Annotated in this window: 16 protein-coding genes and 1 pseudogene; 4 read left to right on the top strand and 13 right to left on the bottom strand. The window is 40.2% G+C overall.

What is annotated here, in order from left to right:
• Positions 1-47 precede the first annotated feature (47 nt).
• From ABFY81_RS13395 to ABFY81_RS13375, 5 genes are all read right to left on the bottom strand, one after another.
• Complete coding sequence (locus ABFY81_RS13395; protein WP_347913957.1) at positions 48-452, bottom strand: biopolymer transporter ExbD; 405 nt, start codon at positions 450-452, stop codon at positions 48-50.
• Positions 452-1,072 carry a MotA/TolQ/ExbB proton channel family protein gene (locus tag ABFY81_RS13390; protein WP_347913956.1) on the bottom strand — a complete coding sequence of 207 codons (621 nt, stop codon included), beginning with the start codon at positions 1,070-1,072 and terminating at the stop codon, positions 452-454. Before ABFY81_RS13390 ends, ABFY81_RS13395 begins: the two co-directional genes overlap by 1 nt.
• 33 nt (positions 1,073-1,105) lie before the next feature.
• Positions 1,106-1,894: a TonB family protein gene (locus ABFY81_RS13385; protein WP_347913955.1), complete on the bottom strand. Its 789-nt coding sequence runs from the start codon at positions 1,892-1,894 to the stop codon at positions 1,106-1,108.
• Between the two features lie 387 nt (positions 1,895-2,281).
• Positions 2,282-3,145, bottom strand: a complete 864-nt coding sequence (purU, locus tag ABFY81_RS13380; protein ID WP_004698860.1) for a formyltetrahydrofolate deformylase — start codon at positions 3,143-3,145, stop codon at positions 2,282-2,284.
• A gap of 74 nt (positions 3,146-3,219) precedes the next feature.
• Positions 3,220-3,912, bottom strand: coding sequence for a TetR/AcrR family transcriptional regulator (locus ABFY81_RS13375; RefSeq protein WP_019458048.1), 693 nt, complete (start codon positions 3,910-3,912; stop codon positions 3,220-3,222).
• Between the two features lie 112 nt (positions 3,913-4,024).
• Between ABFY81_RS13375 and ABFY81_RS13370 the strand changes: the two genes are divergently transcribed.
• The 4 genes from ABFY81_RS13370 (at position 4,025) to ABFY81_RS13355 (ending at position 7,902) form a co-directional block, all read left to right on the top strand.
• Entirely contained in the window at positions 4,025-5,473 is a 1,449-nt protein-coding gene (locus ABFY81_RS13370; RefSeq protein WP_347913954.1) for a coniferyl aldehyde dehydrogenase, read from the top strand.
• A gap of 167 nt (positions 5,474-5,640) precedes the next feature.
• Positions 5,641-5,877: a 50S ribosomal protein L28 gene (gene rpmB / locus ABFY81_RS13365; protein WP_000048256.1), complete on the top strand. Its 237-nt coding sequence runs from the start codon at positions 5,641-5,643 to the stop codon at positions 5,875-5,877.
• 12 nt (positions 5,878-5,889) lie between these two features.
• On the top strand, positions 5,890-6,045 hold the full coding sequence (gene rpmG / locus ABFY81_RS13360; protein ID WP_001205031.1) for a 50S ribosomal protein L33: 156 nt from the start codon (positions 5,890-5,892) through the stop codon (positions 6,043-6,045).
• Between the two features lie 147 nt (positions 6,046-6,192).
• Entirely contained in the window at positions 6,193-7,902 is a 1,710-nt protein-coding gene (locus ABFY81_RS13355; protein WP_212511951.1) for a cation:proton antiporter, read from the top strand.
• A 36-nt stretch (positions 7,903-7,938) separates the two neighbouring features.
• On the opposite strand, the gene ABFY81_RS13350 is transcribed toward ABFY81_RS13355, so the two are convergent.
• From ABFY81_RS13350 to topA, 8 genes and pseudogenes are all read right to left on the bottom strand, one after another.
• The gene (locus ABFY81_RS13350) at positions 7,939-8,217 is read right to left on the bottom strand and encodes a hypothetical protein (protein ID WP_004698869.1); all 279 of its coding nucleotides are present in this window, start codon (positions 8,215-8,217) and stop codon (positions 7,939-7,941) included.
• A gap of 112 nt (positions 8,218-8,329) precedes the next feature.
• Positions 8,330-8,833 carry a DUF6586 family protein gene (locus tag ABFY81_RS13345; protein WP_004698871.1) on the bottom strand — a complete coding sequence of 168 codons (504 nt, stop codon included), beginning with the start codon at positions 8,831-8,833 and terminating at the stop codon, positions 8,330-8,332.
• A 123-nt stretch (positions 8,834-8,956) separates the two neighbouring features.
• Positions 8,957-9,118: pseudogene (locus ABFY81_RS13340) on the bottom strand (ASCH domain-containing protein); the annotation flags it as partial.
• A gap of 7 nt (positions 9,119-9,125) precedes the next feature.
• Positions 9,126-9,365 (bottom strand): RNA-binding protein, encoded by a 240-nt coding sequence (locus ABFY81_RS13335; RefSeq protein ID WP_019458044.1) that lies wholly within the window; start codon positions 9,363-9,365, stop codon positions 9,126-9,128.
• 73 nt (positions 9,366-9,438) lie between these two features.
• Positions 9,439-11,418, bottom strand: a complete 1,980-nt coding sequence (locus tag ABFY81_RS13330) for an ATP-dependent helicase (RefSeq protein ID WP_347913953.1) — start codon at positions 11,416-11,418, stop codon at positions 9,439-9,441.
• A 116-nt stretch (positions 11,419-11,534) separates the two neighbouring features.
• Complete coding sequence (locus tag ABFY81_RS13325; protein WP_019458042.1) at positions 11,535-12,107, bottom strand: HdeD family acid-resistance protein; 573 nt, start codon at positions 12,105-12,107, stop codon at positions 11,535-11,537.
• Between the two features lie 137 nt (positions 12,108-12,244).
• Positions 12,245-13,003: a hypothetical protein gene (locus ABFY81_RS13320; protein ID WP_288422232.1), complete on the bottom strand. Its 759-nt coding sequence runs from the start codon at positions 13,001-13,003 to the stop codon at positions 12,245-12,247.
• Between the two features lie 86 nt (positions 13,004-13,089).
• A complete protein-coding gene (gene topA, locus ABFY81_RS13315; protein ID WP_347913952.1) occupies positions 13,090-15,726 on the bottom strand; it encodes a type I DNA topoisomerase in 2,637 nt (878 codons plus the stop codon).
• Between the last annotated feature and the right edge of the window lie 8 nt (positions 15,727-15,734).

The raw sequence follows: 15,734 nt of genomic DNA, 5'->3' as shown, positions 1-15,734 counted from the left end.
TAAAAAAGCAACCAAATTGGTTGCTTTTTTATTGAGTCAACTAAATTTTAGTTTTCACTTACAAAAGCAATATCGCTCAGTCCGGCTTCACTGGCGCGAGACATTACCTGAGCCACAGTATCGTACTTCGACTCTTTATCAGCACGAAGTTGAACCGTAGGTTTAACCGCACCTTTACCTGCTTCTTGGAAACGTTTTTGAAGCTCATCAAGGCTAATTACTTGAGTATCCCAAGCCACTTCACCATTTGCATTAATACTAATCGTAATCGCTTTTGGTGGTGGATCAATAATTTCAGCAGTTGTTTTAGGCAGTGTTAATGGAATCGATGGGTTGGCAACTGTTGCTGTGACCAAAAAGATGATCATTAACACCAACATAATGTCGATTAGCGGAATGAGGTTCATCTCATTTATGCCACTATCGTGGTCTTCACCCAATTGAAAAGCCATTAAGCTTGACCTCCAACATAACTTTGCTGTGCAGTTTTAACATCAGACTTTACAGTTGAGTCTTGCTGCAACATCGTATCAATTAATAAGCTGTGCGCTTGATCTTGTAAGTCATGAGCAAGACCACGGTTAGCACGTACACAAATGTTATATGCCAATACCGCAGGAATCGCAACTGCAAGACCAAGGCCCGTCATAATAAGCGCTTCACCTACTGGTGTAGCCACTTGAGCCAAACCTGCTTGTCCACTTTTACCTACTGCAACAAGTGCATGGAAAATACCCCATACCGTACCAAACAAACCAACGAATGGTGCAATTGAAGCAATTGTTCCTAAAACAGAAATACCTTTTTCTGCTTGAGATTTCTCAGCAGAGATCTGGCGAAGCAATGCCTGCTCCGCAACCGCTTTACGCTGCTCAAAATTTAAAGGTTGTAACTTTGCTTTTAGCGAAGTGATAGCCTGAGAAAGTTGAGCATAAGCTTGTTGTTTTAATTGGCGAGTCCCCATCAAACGTAAGATGAAAACTGTCCAGGTAGCAATCGACATTGCTAATAGGATGAAATACAGTGTTTTACTTACTGCATCTGCATGTTGCCAATAGATTGAAAAGTTCATATACGAACTCCTGATTTAATCTGCTACAAAAGGCTAAGAGGAACTCTTCACTAACTCTAATGGAAGATCACCATTAATAGCTCGCCCATCTTTAGTTGGTTTAAATTTCGCTCTTCGTACTGCTTTGAGTACGATGTCATCTAATTTCGGTAATCCTGTTGATTTTTTTACCGTTACACTCAAAATTTTGCCTGACGGCTCAGCTTCAATATGAACAATAAGTGTCCGCTTACTACCCTCTAAATCCGAATCTTTATAAACAGGCGCAGGTTTTCTAGACCAAGACACTTCACCAGGCGCGGCAGGCTGACTCTTTCGGGCTTCCTCTTCTGCTTTCTGGTTTCTTAGCGCTTGTTCACGAGCTTGTTGATCTTTTAAAGCCTGTTCACGAGCTTGTTGATCTTTTAACTCTTGTTCCCGCTGGAGCTGCTCTAATCTCTGCTTTTCCAACTCTTGCTGCTTCTTTAATTTCTCTTGGGTATCATCTTGTTGAATAACCTTTGGCTCTACCTTCTGTACTTTCTGAGCAATAACTTTTGGCTTTTCAACAGGTTTAGGCTCTACCTTCTTCTCTACAGGTTTAGGCTCTACCTTGGGCTTGATCGGCTCTACTTTTGCAGGAGGTGGTGATGGCACATCTTCTTTAATTGTTAAAAAACGTACCTGTAAAGGCTTCTTGTCAATTGGCTTTAGTTCAGCAGGCTTAATGTGGCTAACTGCCCATAAGACCCCGATATGACCAATTGCAACCGCAATTAGGGCCGTGATGACTTTCTTTTTCATCGGATTAGGAGAGTTTAAGGCTGCGGAAGATTGACTCATAAGAATCTAATTACCTAATGGATGATGATCTCGACCTTTAATTAAGAGAAACGATTTCAAACATCGGATAGAACAATAAAGTGCCACAATAATAAATGAGAAGTGTTTTCATTTGCAACTAATTTTTTGCGAAAACATTCTCTAGCATTGTGCAATCTAACTTCATAAAGTGATATCACCTTACTTTTCTCTTGTATAAACAGCACACTAAAACTATGAGTTCATTTCTTATTTATCAAACTGTGCTCAACGTAAGCGTTGATTAAACAATTAAATATTAAGGCTAAGCAATCGAACATCAAATTTATGTTACGTTATAACATTTTAAATTTATTTTAGCCATAAAAAAAGCATGCCTAAGAACATGCTTTTAAAAATATGAAATAATTAGAAAACAACCGTCTTATTACCATCTACAATGATACGGTCTTCTAAGTGCCATTTAACAGCACGAGCTAATACATTACGCTCTACATCTTCACCAAGCTCACGCAACTGCTCAACATTATAATCGTGGCTTACACGTTCAACGTCTTGCTCAATAATCGGGCCTTGGTCTAGGTCAGCAGTCACATAGTGAGCTGTCGCACCAATCAACTTCACACCTTTTTCATAGGCTTGCTTATATGGGTTTGCACCAACAAAAGCAGGTAAGAATGAATGGTGAATATTGATGATTTTCATTTCCCATTTTGCAACAAAATCTTCGCTTAAAATCTGCATGTAACGTGCAAGAACTAATAAGTCGTTACCTTGCATCATTTCATCAATTTGAGCATAAGCTTCAGCTTTATTGTCTTTAGTTACTTTAATTACAGTAAATGGAATACCGAAGTTTTCAACAGATTCACGCAAGTCTTCATGGTTAGAAATCACATGCGTAATTTCACAAGGTAACGACCCACGTGCATGACGCCACAATAACTCAAGTAAAGCATGGTCGACTTTAGAAACTAAAATACCAACTTTTTTAATTTCGTTTACGAATGCAAGACGCCATTGCATGCCATAACGCTCAGCAACGTTGACAGCAAATGTTTGAATTAATGCATCTTTACGCGACTGTAAATGATCAAGTTCAAATTCAACACGCATGAAATAACGCCCGCCTTGAGCTTCCGTCGCATACTGATCAAGCGCGGTAATGTTTGCACCTTGATGGTACAAAAAGCTCGATACAGCCTGTACGATCCCAGGCTTGTCTTCACAAGTAATCAGTAAACGGGCTGTATTGGCAGTGGTCATATTCATTTTGTTAATATCACTTAATTGAGACAAATTTTTGATAAGCCGAGTATTCTAGCGCTCTAAATAAACAAGCACAACTATTCATCTTTTAAGGATGACAAGCTTGCGAAAAGATCAGAAGGCCCAAGTGATTCGAGCAGTTGTTCATAAGTGGCACGGCTTTCACCCATTAAATAAGGACCCTCTAAGAAAACCATCTGACGTAATGCCTGCCAAACCCATTTTTCTTCAAGATGATTGTTGTCACTAATATGTCCAGACATATATAAAAAATTAGTCCAGTTCGTTAAAACAATCCAAAGGTTAATAATGAGTGCTTCAATTTCAGAAGCCGTCATTTTCATAAGACCTGCGTCGACAAAGGCTTGATAAATTTTTTGCCCTTGTTGCATGACTTGGCCTGCAAATCTCGGATAGATCTTTTTAAAGTCTTCATTGCTTTCAACTAAGTGATAAACATCACGATGAATAAAACGATAATTCCAGAGTTGACCACTTAACACTTGAAAGTAGTTAATTTTATCAGTAGTGGTTAAAGGTCTGTCTTCAGGTAAAGAGAGCATTTCTAAAGTCTCTACCTGATACTGATACATTAATTCCTTAATGATTTCATGCTTATTTCGAAAGTGGTAATACAAGTTTCCAGGACTAATCCCCAACTCTGCAGCAATATGATTGGTTGTGACAGACCGTTCGCCACGCTCATTAAAAAGCTGCAAACTGATTTGTAAAATCCGGTCTTTTGTCTTCAGAGCTTTAGGTAGAGACATTTCAATAACCTTCGTTAATTCATATGGTTAAGACGTGAATACAGAAACCAACTTGACTCTTTAGAGTATTTACTCTAAAAACTAAGTATATCAGTATATTTGGTAAGTACCGATGAACAGTCAAACAAAAACAAATCCAGAGACTCAGGTTCCTTATGATGTTAAGCATTTACATGATTTGCTTGAGCAGCAAAAGATTGCCTACTTACGTCATCCGGTACCCACTGCTAAAGAACGTATTGATCGTTTAGCTCGTCTTAAAAGAGTTTTGGTAAAATATCAAGATCAGATTGCCGAAGCAATTAACCTTGATTATGGTAATCGTGCCATTATGGAAACCAAAATTGGTGAATTGCTTACTTGTCTTGAACAAATCAAGTATTACAGTAAGCACTTAACCGGTTGGATGAAACCATCAAAACGCCATATCAGTGTATTACATCAGCCAGCAAAAGGTTGGGTACAATATCAACCAATGGGTATTATTGGCATTATTACACCTTGGAACTACCCATTACTCTTATCAGTTGGGCCACTCATCTGTGCTCTCGCGGCTGGTAACCATGCCATGATCAAAATTTCGAGTGCTTCTCCAAACTTTGGACAAGTTCTTGAAAGTGCATTAGCGGAAGCATTCCCACAAGAGTTGGTCGCTGTTGTAAATGGTGGCGGTATAATTTCCGATGCATTTAGCCATTTGCCTTTCGATAAAATGATTTTCACAGGCTCGACTTCGGTTGGTAAAACCGTCATGGCAGCCGCAGCTCAAAACCTTGTGCCAGTTATTCTTGAGTTAGGCGGTAAATCCCCTGCTCTTGTCCATGCTTCCGTAGAGATGAAAGATGTCGCACAACGTATTGCTGTAGGTAAATTGTGGAACGCTGGTCAGACTTGTGTTGCACCAGATCATATTTTCTTACCACGCGGGAAAACTGCCGAGTTCATTGAAAACTTTAAATTGATTGTCGCAGGAATGTACCCTCATTTCCGCAACAACCAAGACTATACTTCTATTATTAATGATAAACAGTATAACCGTATTCAAGGATATCTCGAAAATGCTCGTGATCAGGGTGCCCGTATTATTGAAATTAATCCGCAAAATGAAATTTTAGATGATGTCCGCAAAATTCCACCGACTCTAGTAACTGGTGTAACGACTGCAATGGATATTATGCAAAATGAAATTTTTGGTCCTGTTCTACCAATTTTAGAATATGACCAAATAGAAGAAGTCATTGAGTTTATTAATAGTCGTCCGCGTCCTTTAGCAATGTATTATTTTGACTATGATCAGGCACGCGCCGATTATATCTCTCAGCATACTCATTCAGGACATTTCGGAATTAACATGGTCATTACCCATGTTGCTCAAGATGACTTGCCATTTGGCGGAATTGGGGCATCAGGTATGGGCAAATATCACGGACCAGAAGGCTTTTTCGGGCTTTCACATGAACGTTCGGTAATGTCGAATCCAAAACTTTATAGCCTGAAATACATTCTTCCACCGTTCAATAAACCAATTCATCGCTTCATTTCGAAAACCTTGTTGCGTTAACTGATCAAGGCATGATCTGTTACACTAGATCATGCCTCGTTTTTACCAATTTCGCTTGTCTTTTAATCGTATTTTTGGTATAAAACGCCCCTTGAATGAATTCATCCGTTTACATTTAGTATGACTGGCCACAGATTTGCTGTTGGCTAAATCAATGGAGTTACACCATGTCTAAGGTTTGCCAAGTTACCGGCAAGCGTCCAGTCGTTGGTAACAACGTCTCACACGCCAACAACAAAACCAAGCGCCGGTTCGAGCCGAACCTGCACCACCACCGTTTCTGGTTAGAAAGCGAAAAACGTTTTGTACGTCTTCGTTTAACCACTAAAGGTATGCGTATTATTGACAAATTGGGTATCGAAAAGGTTGTTGCAGACCTTCGTGCTCAAGGTCAAAAGATCTAAGGAGTCTGAGCAATGCGTGATAAGATTCGTCTCGTTTCTTCAGCTGGTACAGGTTATTTCTATACCACGACTAAAAACAAACGTACTATGCCGGAAAAAATGGAAATCAAAAAATTTGATCCAAAAATCCGTCAACACGTGATTTTCAAAGAAGCTAAAATCAAATAATTTTAGCGTCGAAAAAAACGACTTCTTAAAGAAGTCGTTTTTTTTTGCATTTTTTTTATACCCACCTTTTTGTTAAACTTTCTACATATTCCGCCTTGGCATTTTTTATGCTTGTCTTTAGCCTAACTCACGTAAAAGGAGTTTTTAGTGCCGCATGACGTAGATTTAATTATTTTACTTGCTGTTGGTTTCGGCGTTGCCCTCTTTTTTGGCTATATTGCCGCCCGACTACGACTTCCCCCTCTTATCGGCTATTTAATTGCTGGAATTATTATTAGTCCTAACACTCCCGGTATAGAAGCAGACATTCATCTAGCAAACCAACTTGCTGAGCTTGGTGTAATGTTTCTGATGTTTGGCGTTGGGATGCATTTTTCATTAAATGATCTTTTACAAGTTCGACGTATTGCCTTACCAGGTGCAATTTTACAGATAGCCGTTGCTACCTTACTTGGTGTTGGCGTTTCGATGCTATGGGGCTGGAGCTTTGGCTCTGCACTGGTTTTTGGCTTAAGCTTATCGTGTGCGAGTACCGTTGTATTATTAAAAGCTTTGGGAGACCGTGGTCTTTTAGATTCTGTAAACGGCAAAATTGCGGTAGGTTGGCTGTTAGTTGAAGATTTGGTAATGGTACTTGTTTTAGTACTTCTTCCAGCTACAGCGGTTTTACTTGGTGGAAAAGCACCAGTAGGCGCAGAAGGAAATATCTGGCTAACACTGGGAATCACTTTATTAAAAGTGATTGGCTTTATTGCATTTATGCTTATTGTGGGTAAGCGTGTTGTTCCTATCATTATGCAGTTTGTTGCGCGCTTAGGTTCAAGAGAGCTATTTACCCTGACTGTCGTAGCAGCAGCTGTTTCGATTGCCTATGGCTCTTATGCCATCTTTGGGGTTTCAATGGCGCTAGGGGCGTTCTTTGCGGGTATGGTCGTAAAAGAATCAGACTTTAGCCACCGTGCAGAAGAAGAAACCCTTCCTCTACGTGAAATTTTCTCGATTTTATTCTTCGTTTCGGTAGGAATGTTGTTTGACCCACATATCCTTATCGAGCGTCCACTGCATATTTTGGCAGTTATCGCGATTATTATGGTGGGTAAAACGCTTGCTGCAATGGCCTTGGTTTTATTCTTCCGTTATCCAATCAATACTGCTTTGACCGTCGGGGCCAGCCTTGCACAAATTGGTGAGTTTTCATTTATTTTGGCAACACTTGGTGTGTCTTTAGGTCTATTAACGCTAGAAGCTCAAAACCTGATTTTAGCAGGCGCTTTGTTCTCTATTACGCTTAACTCTTTTGTTTTCTCGGCAGTTGAACCTGTACAACGCTGGATTCGTGAACGCTCTCATTTAGCACGACTTCTTGAGCGCAGTGGTGACCCACTCGCAATGTTGCCAGATGAAGTTGATCAAGCTTATCTGCGTGATCAAGTGGTGATTGTAGGGTATGGTGGTGTTGGACGACGTATTACTGAAAATTTGATTAATCAGAATATTAAAGTCGTGATTGCAGAAGAAAATCGTGAAATTGTAGAAAAGCTACGTCAAGCAAATATTGCTGCCGTAAGTGGTGTCGCAACTGAACCTGGAGTTTTAATTCAGGCGCATATCATGCATGCACGACTATTAGTGATTTCCCCTATGGATATTTTAGATATTCACCGAATTGTGGATATTGCCAAACAATTAAACCCTCAAATTCAGGTTTTAATTTGTGCAGAAAGTAAAGAAGAAGCTGCCGTTATTCGAGATGAAAATATTGGTGAAGTATTCTATGCAAAAGAAGAAATGGCAAAGAATATGAGCCACCATATTTTAAATCAAATCGAACTGGCGCATCAGTCAACACATCATTAACGTATACAAAAAAGCGTACTCAAGAGTACGCTTTTTTTAACTTAGGAATTTAGGCTGCTCATCTACAACCTCAGCCTGCCATTCATTGACCTGCTTTTCGAGCAGTCCAAATAAAGCAGCCTGAATCATATGCTGTGCAACTACAGGCGTTTGCTCGCCTAAAATCTCTTTTAGTTCATCACTAAACTGAATTTTAACCAAGGGCTCTTTTTCAGAACCAGCATTACGCAAGGCAAGCTCACCACCTTCGAGTTGGACTAACTCCAACACTGCTTCTTGATTGCCAAATAACTCTTTCAATTGCTGTATAGACATATACTTCCTCCATGTTTCAACATGGTGGCAAAGCACCCTTGCACTTTGCATCTCTCGTCTTATTTATATAGGCGCACTAGGATTAAATTTCAAGCGCTTAAACAGTTTAATTTTAGAACTCGACCATTTCGTTACGAAAACCATCAATTAAATGACTTAATTCTCTATGCCATTCACGCAAGATTTTCACATCGGGTAGCCATGACTGAGGTCCCTGAGTCACTTTAATGATCAAATTAGAAGATGTTTCTTCTTCTGGCGTTGGTTCAGTTGGTTCTGGTGCATACTGACACATACGGTAAGCGCGCTTTAACTCTGCAACAAAGCCATCTTTGGCTAATTGCTGCAAAACAGAAACCTCAGGAGAAACCTGACCTTTTGCCGCCATGAGTTCTTCAATCGATTTTAATGTCGGCTGCGAGTCATTTAAACGGTAGTAACGTACCAGTTCTTGCAGAAAAGCCAGCATTGCACCATGCAAGTGAAAGACAGCTGTTTCACGATAAGCTTGTACCTGCTGTACATGATCAGTTTGCTCTGCTTGTTGACACGCTAAGCGCGCAAAATAGAGTTTTTGATTGGTACGATCGGCATGATAACGAGCAACACGTGACATAACTAAACTTTCCTGTTCTAAAGATTGCCATCAATATGACTATTCTTAGCTTAACGACTCCATTGATAAAATCAACGTTATTTATGGAAAATCCAAAGCGACTTGATAAATTTTTCGGTGTTACTCATCACCATCATTGATTAAAAAATTCGGGTTCTCAACAATTAATAGATCTTTAAGAGGCAACTCTGTAGGCACCCATGAACGAACTTCTAGAGTCTTTACACCTTGGGCTATACGGGTTCCATTTGGAGCAACCACAGAAAGAGCTAAAAATTGTTGCATAAACGCATTACTCTTCAGCGGCTTTAACGCGAATTCCGTAACCTTTTACTTTAAGTGTATTTAAGCCTTTAATGGCTTTGATTGCTTCACGTGGATTCGGCATTTCGACAAATCCAAAACCTTTTGATTTACCTGTTTCTTTATCGGTTACAACAACACAAGAATCAACTTTACCATAAGCCTTAAACAGCTCTAAAACTTCGGCTTCAGTCACTAAGCGATCTAAATTACGAACTAATATTTTCATTTTCCAACCTTCACTGACCTTCAAAATAAGGGCCAATATACATTTGAGTATTCACAGTGTCTTATACAGTAGTTTAGTCGAGATCGATACCAAAACCTAAGTTTACTGTTCGTGAAGTGTTCCATTGTTTTTTGGCAAATGGCTGTGGAACTTGACGATGAATTTTTGCCTGAACTAAATGTGCGGGTAGATCATTTAGGAAATAACTTTCGATTTTACGACCTTGTTCATCATACGTGTCTTGTGACCATGTATTTAGGTTTTGCTTCGTCAAAATCAATTCATTTTCCGCACGTGTTAATGCAACGTATAACACACGACGTTCTTCTTCGACATCATCAAAATCACCCTGTGCGCGTGCATATGGAAATTGATTTGGCGAAACATGCGGTACATAACATACCTTTTGCTCTGCACCTTTAGCCGAATGAATTGTAATTAAGGTCACCAAATCATCATCGCCCGCTTTTTCAATTTCAGAAACTGAAATCGGTTCAAGCACATATTCCTCAAGAAACTCACCAAGCGATCCATGCTTACGCGCAAGTTGTTTTACCAAGTCGAAATCTTTAGCGCGACGTGACCAGTCTTTCGTTTTATAGTTTTGCTCTAACTGTTCACTTAGGGCATCAAGTGCGAGGCCAATACTTGCTTCAACATGCTGCTGTAACACATCAAGCTGTTTCAAAATTAAAATAGCCTGTAAAGGGACTTTTCCATGACGCTCTAAACGGTCACAACGCTCTTCAACCTCACTAATGCCCATTAACTCTTGTGCTAACTTACTGGCACCAACATCACCAATACCATCCCATAAGGTTAAAAAGCGCATCCAAGCCAAGTCATCCTGCGGGTTACTCACAATACGCAATAGACTGAGTACATCCTTTACATGTGCGGATTCCAGTAACTTTACGCCACCAATAAAACGATAAGGTATCTCAGCGGCAATAAATGCACCTTCCAAATAGCGAGCACTGTAGCCAGAACGAACTAACACCATATGGTCGTACCAATTTGCGCCCTGCTGATGTCGCTCTATTAAGTCTTGTGCAATCCAATTAGCTTCTTCAAATTCATTACCAAATAAGTGGAGCTGTGGCTTTTGTCCTTTGCCACGATATGCCTGTAGCTGTTTTTCATAATCGATTGGGCTATGTGCTAATAACCAGTTTGATAAATCCAATATTTCTTGAGTTGAGCGGTAATTTAAATCTAAAGTATGAATAACCGCGTCAGGAATCCGTTCTTTAAAAGAATGAATGTTTTCAAAGTCGGCACCGCGGAAACCATAAATGGACTGAGCATCGTCACCCACACAAAACAATTTCACCTTACCAATGAGTGGCTGCAAAAGTGCCCACTGTAAAGGGTTGGTATCTTGCATTTCATCGACCAGCAAAGCCTGACAAAAACCTGCAACCCAATCTGTGAGTGCTTCCGAGTTTTGCAAATGAACAGCGACAATCGACAAAATATCGTCATAGTCTAAAAAGTTCCGCTCTCTTTTACGTTGCTCATAGGTTTTCATTAGCTCCGCAATTTGTGCCTTGTACTCATATACTTCAGGTAATTGCTTGAGTAATGCCTCTGAAAGCTTAGATTGCGTATTACGGGCATAAGAATACAAATCACACAGCTCTGCTGCTTTAGGTAAAACGTTATCTTTGTCTTTACCTCTCAATAAGCGAAACATGAGTAACTGATCATCACGATCAATAATACTAAATTGGGTTAAACCAAATGCTTGTGGATTACGACGCAGCAAGTACATGCAAAAGGTATGAAAGGTTGATGCACGAAGACCCTTGGCTTGTGCCCCAACATGCTGTTCAACCCTTGCAACAATTTCACTCGCGGCACGGCGCGTGAACGTTAAAATCTGGATTTGATTTGCAGGTAATCCCTGATCAATTAAATAAGCTGCGCGAGCAACAATCGTTTTAGTCTTGCCACAGCCTGCTCCAGCCAAAACCAGACAGTTTTGAGCCGTAGTCGTTGCTGCCTTTTTTTGCTGAGCATTTAATTCATTAATTAACTTTGCAAGACTCATAACACACATCGCTAAAACACCAAGACCTATTTTAACAGACCCATGCCACGAGATGGACCTTAGCTCACTAAAAACAAAAAAGGACACCTTAAGTGCCCTTTTGTTCGTTATTTAATTTAAGAAACTGTTTTTGAGCTAGCAGGCAAATGCTTAATTGCAGAAGCGAGTCCTAAAAAGTTAATGCCCTGAAATAAAATATCTACTGCCAAAAACATTCCCAACACCCAAAACGGTGAGTCCTTAGAAACTAAAATTAAAATACCTGTAGCTAGGGTTAATAATCCTGAAAATAATGTCCATCCCCACCCAGCAATTGGTCTTAATAAAAATGCGTTTATGGTGCGGATGACCCCAGCAATAATCAGTGCAATCGATAACAGACTAGTTAAAACTACAGCTGTAGTCACAGGTGTAGAAAATGCGTAATAGCCAGCCATTAAATACAGCACCCCAAAAAGTGCCCATAGCCATCGGCTACCACCCTTAAATACACTTAAGGCAGCAATCAAATGTAGAACACCGCCTATCATCATCAAAATACCAAATAGGAAAACAACCGAAAATGTTGCAAATGGTAGTGAACTAAATAAGACTAAACCGAAAATAATGAGCACAAAGCCTAATATTAGATACCATTTACGATCAGCATGTAGCTGATTACGAACTAAATCATTACCTACAGTTTTCATCATGGCTACTCTTATTATCAGGTATTAGGAAGTTTATATATTGTCATTATAGTGATTTACTTCACATTTATTGTCTGTATAAGATCTGCATCGTTTATTAACAATTGATGTGGATAAAACAGTATTTATCCACAATCTTATTTCAACCAACCAATTTCTTGAGCTGTTGGTAAACCTATTACGGTTTCTTGTAAATCTCTTGGCATTTTATTGGTCTGCTCAGACAATGGAGTTTTACCCCCCATGATTTCTGCTTGCTTTTGTGGGTAAAGAGGTACTTTTTCGGGTTGTGCATAACCCAATGGATAGATCGGCTGACCTGTTTTTAAATCATATTTATCTTTTGCACCAAAGCCATGCAATAACTCATGAACAAGAACGACCTGATTTTCTGATGCCTGCTCACGTGCAGCAAACAAATTGACGCTACCAATACGACCTTTTTCTAAAGCAGTCGAATGCACTAAAACCTTTTGATAAGTTGGATCATAATAATTTAAATAAAGTTTAAGTGAAGCTCCGCTATCTTCAGGCTGTTGTTGTCGCCATGCATAAAAACGAAACTTTAAACTCCACCAAATTACATTCAAAATATTGGCATTTTGAGGGACTACAGGTGGCCGATGCTGTAGTTGTTGCCCTAAACGAATCTCAAAGTTGCTGGACTGTCCACGATAATGCTGTGACCATTCACTTAAATAGCTTTTGAGCGTTTGGAAATCAGCGTTTTGTAACTGATGAATATAAGCTTGTGTTGTTTGTAGGCCATCAGCATTTACTGGGTGCAATACCACGACAATAGGCTGATTCCAGTCTTGATTTTGATCTCGCCATGCCTGAACCGCAACGATTAATAAAATAATCAATAGGCATAAAATCCGAATGTTTTTCCACATTCTTTTTCCCCATAAAAATTAAATTTTCTTTTATTGTTGTTGATATAAAAAATGCTAGCTGAGCTAGCATTTTTTAACTGTCTTATTTAGCCTTCAATCCATTTACCGTCTTGATAAATCAGGCTCCATTTGGTTTGTTTACCTTCTGGTGTTTCAGATCCTACATATTGTGATTGGTTCTTGCGACTAAACTTCACAATAGTCGGATTACCTTCAGGGTCTACATCTGGAGCTTGTAAAATAAACTGGTATTTTGGATCAAGTTGGTCAGCAACACTGCGAAGCTCAGCAACTTTTGGTGCACGTGTTTCACGAATTTTCGGGAACTTACTTGCAGCCAAGAATAGACCAGCAGCACCATCACGTAACACGAAATAGTCATCATGCTTCGTTGAGCGCAAATGTTCCATCTTGATTGGTTCTACACGCGGAGGTGCAGGTTGACCACTCTTCAAGACTTTACGAGTATTGTCACAACTGGTACAAGCGAAATATGGACCAAAGCGACCAGTTTTAAGCTGCATTTCGCCGTTACATTTATCACATGGAATAGTTGGGCCATCATAACCCTTAATCTTGAACTCGCCTTCTTCAAGCTCATAACCATCACAATCTGGATTGTTACCACAGACATGAAGCTTGCGACCACCATCAATCACATAGCTATCCATTGCTGTACCGCATTTTGGACAGCGATGCTTTGACATCAAGTCAGCCGTTTCAGCTCCATCATCATCAGATAACGCAGCTAAAGACTCAACTGGTGTTAAGTTCAAAGTGCCTTTACAGCGTTCTTTAGGCGGCAAGTTGTAACCAGAACAGCCTAAAAATACGCCAGTTGTACCTGTACGAATCTGCATTGGTCGTGAACATTCAGGACAATGTACTGCTGGTACTTCAACTGGCTGGTTACGGCGCATGCCTTGCTCACCTTGAGCATTGGTCAAACGCTTTTTAAAATCACCATAGAAAGTATCGAGTAACTCTTTCCAGTTACGCTCACCTGTAGCAACTTTGTCGAGCTGTCCTTCAAGGTCTGCTGTAAACGCATAGTTCATCAGGTTATTAAAACTTTCATCAAGACGATCTGTCACGATCTCGCCCATCTTCTCTGCAAAAAGACGACGATTTTCTAATTTGACATAACCACGTTCTTGAATGGTAGAAATAATCGCTGCATAAGTCGATGGACGACCAATACTACGTTTTTCAAGTTCTTTTACTAAAGATGCCTCAGTAAAACGTGCAGGCGGCTTAGTAAAGTGCTGACTTGGGTCTAACTTCTCTAATTTTAAGATTTCGCCGACTTTAATAGCTGGCAAAATAATATCGTCATCAGACTTGTTGGCACCACGAACTCGCGTAAAACCATCAAATACAAGCGTACGACCTTTTGCTTTTAACTCAACATTGCCTGCCTCAACCGTTAAAGTTGAAGACAAATATTCTGCTGGTGTCATTTGACAAGCAACAAACTGACGCCAGATCAAGTCATATAAGCGCTGAGCATCACGCTCTACACCCGCAAGTTGATCACCTGTAAGTGAAACATTTGACGGACGAATTGCTTCGTGGGCTTCTTGAGCACCCGCTTTGTTACCATAGCGGTTTGGCTTTGCTGGTAAGTATTTTTCACCAAACTGGCTTTCAATATGAGCACGTACCATATTTACAGCGTCATCACTCAAAAACGTTGAGTCCGTACGCATATAGGTAATAAAACCAGCTTCATACAAACGCTGCGCAAGCATCATAGTTTTCTTCACAGAGAAACCTAAGCGTGTACTTGCAGCTTGTTGTAAAGTCGAAGTGATGTATGGTGCACTTGGATTGACCTTAGTCGGCTTATCTTCACGCTGTGCAACTTTATATTCAGCGCCTTTTAAAACTTCTAATAAAGCATCAGTTTCAGCTTTATTTTTCAGTTTAAGCGTTTTACCTGCTTGTCTAACTGCTTCAAGACGGATGTCATCTTTTTTGGCTTGGGTATCTGCAAAAACTTGCCAATATTCTTCTGGAATAAAAGCACGAATTTCACGTTCACGTTCCACAACAAGCTTTACAGCAACTGACTGTACGCGACCTGCCGATAAACCACGGGCAATCTTTTCCCAAAGTAATGGCGAAACCATGAAACCCACTACGCGGTCTAAGAAACGACGTGCTTGCTGTGCATTCACACGGTTTAAGTCTAGGCGCGTTGGTTGTTTAAATGCTTCTTGAATGGCATTTTTAGTAATTTCGTTAAATACCACACGGTGATAACGACTATCGTCACCACCAATCACTTCGCGTAGGTGCCAAGCGATTGCTTCCCCTTCTCTATCCAAGTCCGTTGCGAGGTAGATTGCATCTGCATCTTTAGCAAGTTTCTTGAGTTCAGCAACAACATTTTCTTTGCCAGGTAGAACCTCGTAGTGTGCTTTCCAGTCATGTTCCGGATCGACACCCATACGATTAATCAGCGCAGATTGGGCTTTTTGTTCTTTTTCAGCTTCAGTGAGTTTTGTCCGGGCAGCCGGCTTTTTCTCTGTTGATTTGCTGCCGCCTGTTGGCAAGTCACGTACGTGACCCACAGAAGACTTAACAATGTACTGCGAACCTAAATATTTGTTGATGGTTTTCGCTTTGGCAGGCGACTCCACAATCACTAAGGCACGTTTATGTGCAGCAGAGGCAGTAGATGCTGTGCTTTGAGATGCAGAGCGCGAGGTATTCGCCATATAAAATG

Source organism: Acinetobacter sp. WA-87, assembly GCF_039938935.1.
Classification (GTDB): Bacteria; Pseudomonadota; Gammaproteobacteria; order Pseudomonadales; family Moraxellaceae; genus Acinetobacter; species Acinetobacter seifertii.
This window is presented reverse-complemented; position numbering and strand designations above follow the sequence as displayed.

Bases quoted from the DNA above. Each gene is read 5' to 3' on its own strand.
- ABFY81_RS13350 (WP_004698869.1), bottom strand. From the start codon at position 8,217: ATGTCTATACAGCAATTGAAAGAGTTATTTGGCAATCAAGAAGCAGTG.
- topA (WP_347913952.1), bottom strand. From the start codon at position 15,726: ATGGCGAATACCTCGCGCTCTGCATCTCAAAGCACAGCATCTACTGCC.
- rpmG (WP_001205031.1), top strand. From the start codon at position 5,890: ATGCGTGATAAGATTCGTCTCGTTTCTTCAGCTGGTACAGGTTATTTC.
- ABFY81_RS13385 (WP_347913955.1), bottom strand. From the start codon at position 1,894: ATGAGTCAATCTTCCGCAGCCTTAAACTCTCCTAATCCGATGAAAAAG.
- ABFY81_RS13320 (WP_288422232.1), bottom strand. From the start codon at position 13,003: ATGTGGAAAAACATTCGGATTTTATGCCTATTGATTATTTTATTAATC.
- ABFY81_RS13325 (WP_019458042.1), bottom strand. From the start codon at position 12,107: ATGAAAACTGTAGGTAATGATTTAGTTCGTAATCAGCTACATGCTGAT.
- ABFY81_RS13375 (WP_019458048.1), bottom strand. From the start codon at position 3,912: ATGTCTCTACCTAAAGCTCTGAAGACAAAAGACCGGATTTTACAAATC.
- rpmB (WP_000048256.1), top strand. From the start codon at position 5,641: ATGTCTAAGGTTTGCCAAGTTACCGGCAAGCGTCCAGTCGTTGGTAAC.
- ABFY81_RS13330 (WP_347913953.1), bottom strand. From the start codon at position 11,418: ATGAGTCTTGCAAAGTTAATTAATGAATTAAATGCTCAGCAAAAAAAG.
- ABFY81_RS13390 (WP_347913956.1), bottom strand. From the start codon at position 1,072: ATGAACTTTTCAATCTATTGGCAACATGCAGATGCAGTAAGTAAAACA.
- ABFY81_RS13345 (WP_004698871.1), bottom strand. From the start codon at position 8,833: ATGTCACGTGTTGCTCGTTATCATGCCGATCGTACCAATCAAAAACTC.
- ABFY81_RS13395 (WP_347913957.1), bottom strand. From the start codon at position 452: ATGGCTTTTCAATTGGGTGAAGACCACGATAGTGGCATAAATGAGATG.
- purU (WP_004698860.1), bottom strand. From the start codon at position 3,145: ATGAATATGACCACTGCCAATACAGCCCGTTTACTGATTACTTGTGAA.
- ABFY81_RS13335 (WP_019458044.1), bottom strand. From the start codon at position 9,365: ATGAAAATATTAGTTCGTAATTTAGATCGCTTAGTGACTGAAGCCGAA.
- ABFY81_RS13370 (WP_347913954.1), top strand. From the start codon at position 4,025: ATGAACAGTCAAACAAAAACAAATCCAGAGACTCAGGTTCCTTATGAT.